Here is a 1,598-nt window from a genome sequence, read left to right on the forward strand (position 1 = left end):
TGCCTCACCTTATTTAACGATCAGGTAAGAATATAAAATATAGGATATATTGAAAGGCTAAGTGATTACAGAAAATGAAATAACTGATATTGGCGTAGAGAATAAAATGACGAGGATTTATTAAGGGTAAAAGTTTGTGTAGCGTTAATTAAATTAAATGTTGAAATCAGCCATTAATTTTTCGGATCTTTCCCCAAAAAATAGTAGGGCTCGTGTGCCGCTCTATTGCCGGGTGGCGCGTTGCTTACCCGGCCTACGACGGGCACCATGCCCGTAGGCCCGATAAGTGTAACGCCATCGGGCAATGCCCGTCATGAGCACGGTGCGGATATTCCTGCGAGCCTTAATGCACCGCCGATACCGCCGCTTCAATTCCTTTCAGCTTCAGCTACGTCTCCTTCAATTCCGCCAGCAGCTTCTGCTCCTGTTCGCCATAGGCCATCAGGATGATGCAGCCGTTCATCACTTTTACGCTAACCTGTTGCCCGGTTTCGAACCCGGCCTCGCGCAGCCACTTCCCGGAAAGGGTGAGACTCGGCGTATTTTTGTTTGCACCCTGCGGGCGATATCCCACAATTATTGTGCGCTCGGTTTTTGCTGCGGGTAAGTCTGGGGTAGAATGCGGGTTAGCCATAATCAACTCCTTGATAGTTGGTGAGGTTAGACGCTCCGTTTGTGTTCCCGCACAGCGGAGCGTTGTCTAACTGAGGAGGTTTAGGTGGCCTCCTATATGTGTAAGAGTAGATGGATAGGTGGCCCTATGTCAATCATATCGCGCGAAAAAAAACCAAAGGGTGGTGGGCAATCACCGCAGTTTAAAATGCGTATTGATCCGGCATTGAAGGAGCAGTTGGATGCTGTTGCGGCGGAGGAAGGGGTGAGTCTCGCCAGTTGGTTGAAGGAGTTGGCGAGAGAAGCGCTGCTTAATAGAGGGATTGAACCTAAGGGTTAAGATTAACCATTCCTTAGATCTTGGCTATTCACTTGGGTTTCCCCATCTTTTTTATTTGTTTCGTTGAAGGGAATATTAGTGATCGTCATTGGCAAAGAGGTTTTACCAGAAAAAATATCTTCTAGGCCTTTTAATATGTTAGCCTGCGTGGTTTCCAAGTCCCCGTGTGCAATTGGTCTATAACAGTCTCTTTGTAACTGAACTTTATCGAAGTCATAATTCATGGCTTGAGCAATTGCGTAGAGAAGATCCGTAAATAAATCATCAGATTTTGATACCCATATATTTATATCAGGATATTCCTTTGCTTTATTTAAGTGGTTGTTATAGCTTTTCCAAGCATGAGTTACAGTTTGTTCCTTTTTGGTTTGATATCGTGTTTTAATAGCTGGAATTCTTCTCCCGTAAAACTCTATATCAATCATGTTTAATGCTTGTACGTGGTCTCTATGAAGTCTTTGTGCTCTGGTAGACATTAAAGTTCTAAATATATATAAACGGTTTTGCTTCTTTTCACGGAATTGTTCTAAGACCTTTTGTATTTGGACCGCAAGTATTGGACCAATTATGACTGCTGCTGTCATTACAATATCTTTATATTCCATGCCGAATAAACCACTCATTATTCCACCTGTAAAAGTAATAG

The 1,598-nt window shown here is 43.3% G+C and carries 3 protein-coding genes; 1 reads left to right on the forward strand and 2 read right to left on the reverse strand.

Going from position 1 to position 1,598, the window contains the following annotated elements:
* Window positions 1-388: 388 nt before the first annotated feature.
* On the reverse strand, window positions 389-634 hold the full coding sequence (locus NNN71_RS24520) for a SymE family type I addiction module toxin (RefSeq protein ID WP_271459572.1): 246 nt from the start codon (window positions 632-634) through the stop codon (window positions 389-391).
* 126 nt (window positions 635-760) lie between these two features.
* On the opposite strand from NNN71_RS24520, the gene NNN71_RS24525 reads away from it, so the two are divergent.
* Complete coding sequence (locus tag NNN71_RS24525; RefSeq protein WP_271459573.1) at window positions 761-952, forward strand: toxin-antitoxin system HicB family antitoxin; 192 nt, start codon at window positions 761-763, stop codon at window positions 950-952.
* Between the two features lie 2 nt (window positions 953-954).
* On the opposite strand, the gene NNN71_RS24530 is transcribed toward NNN71_RS24525, so the two are convergent.
* Window positions 955-1,598, reverse strand: a 644-nt coding sequence (locus tag NNN71_RS24530) for a DUF6680 family protein (protein ID WP_333909590.1), incomplete at its 5' end; no start/stop codon positions are given.

This window comes from Kluyvera sp. Awk 3 (genome assembly GCF_028069715.1).
Classification (GTDB): Bacteria; Pseudomonadota; Gammaproteobacteria; order Enterobacterales; family Enterobacteriaceae; genus Kluyvera; species Kluyvera georgiana_A.

What these genes read in the sequence shown, in the direction of transcription:
- NNN71_RS24525 (WP_271459573.1), top strand. Translation starts at nt 761, where the DNA reads ATGTCAATCATATCGCGCGAAAAAAAACCAAAGGGTGGTGGGCAATCA.
- NNN71_RS24520 (WP_271459572.1), bottom strand. Translation starts at nt 634, where the DNA reads ATGGCTAACCCGCATTCTACCCCAGACTTACCCGCAGCAAAAACCGAG.